General features: G+C 43.5%; 2 protein-coding genes. Both read right to left on the reverse strand.

Going from position 1 to position 1016, the window contains the following annotated elements; translation table 11 throughout:
* Positions 1 to 59 precede the first annotated feature (59 nt).
* Positions 60 to 305, reverse strand: coding sequence for an acyl carrier protein (locus JCM12296_RS35125; RefSeq protein ID WP_054702832.1), 246 nt, complete (start codon positions 303 to 305; stop codon positions 60 to 62).
* Between the two features lie 262 nt (positions 306 to 567).
* Positions 568 to 1016 (reverse strand): GxxExxY protein (locus JCM12296_RS35130; protein ID WP_246805350.1); only part of this gene is annotated, 449 nt, incomplete at its 5' end.

Consider the following 1016-nt stretch of genomic DNA (forward strand, 5'->3'; position numbering starts at 1 on the left):
GGCCGAAGGAACCAAACCTTTACGGTCTCTGCGCCTCAAGCGGAGCGGGCGGCGAAGTATCATGCTGTTTTTCGGTCCAGATAGGCGGTGACATTGTTGATGGAATCGAGGTTTTCCGGGATCAATTCCTCATCATCAACCTGAATTTCGAAAGTTTCTTCAAGAAAAGTGACCAGTTCGAGGACGCCCGTGGAATCAATGATGCCCTCTTCGAGGAAAGAGGTGTCGTCCTGCAGCCCATCAGCGTTGCCGAAAAGAAAGTTTTCAATAATAAAGTCTCTGATTTTCGATTTCATTTCACTCATGTCGATCGTATTGCTCCTTTTTAATTTTTTACCGCAGAGTCGCAGAGTTCGCAGAGAAAGAATGTTTAAGTGGGCTTCGCCCAAAAAGTCCTACAAAAACGGAGATGCTACCATTTATTGATTCTTTTCCCGATAGGAAAAAAATAACCTTTGTGACCTCTGCGACTCGAGCGAAGCGGGCGGTGAAAAACTTACTACCGCAAAGACGCAAAGTTCGATGAGGTGTTTTGTTTTTCTTTATCGATAAAAAGTAAAAATAGATTTAAACGAAGTTGTTTACAATTCTGTGGATGCCGTCTCGCATCAGAGGTACGTTGAAGTTCATCAGTAAGCCTAAATGAATATCTGCCAGCTTGAGATACGTCAGTAGTTGAGCTTTGTGAATGCCGAGTATCGTATCAACGGATTTCAGTTCGAGAATGATGGACTTTTCAACCAGTATATCGATTCGGTAGCCGCAGTCGAGATAATTTCCCTTATATGAAACCGGAAGTCCAACCTGTCGATCATAGTTTAAATGCTCTAATCTCAGTTCATGACACAGGCACTCTTCATATGTTGATTCAAGCAACCCAGGTCCGAGTATTCTATGGACTTCGATTGCTGCGCCGATGACCTCACTTGATAATTGGTTCAAATCCATTTCTGTTTGATTCACCGCAGAGTCGCAAAGTTCGCAGAGATTTCCTTGCAGGTCATCAACCCAAATTG

The sequence above is a fragment of the Desulfosarcina cetonica JCM 12296 genome (assembly GCF_001311845.1).
In the GTDB taxonomy this organism is placed as follows: Bacteria; Desulfobacterota; Desulfobacteria; order Desulfobacterales; family Desulfosarcinaceae; genus Desulfosarcina; species Desulfosarcina cetonica.

Excerpts from the sequence above, each read along its gene's own strand:
- JCM12296_RS35125 (WP_054702832.1), bottom strand. The coding sequence starts at position 305 with ATGAGTGAAATGAAATCGAAAATCAGAGACTTTATTATTGAAAACTTT.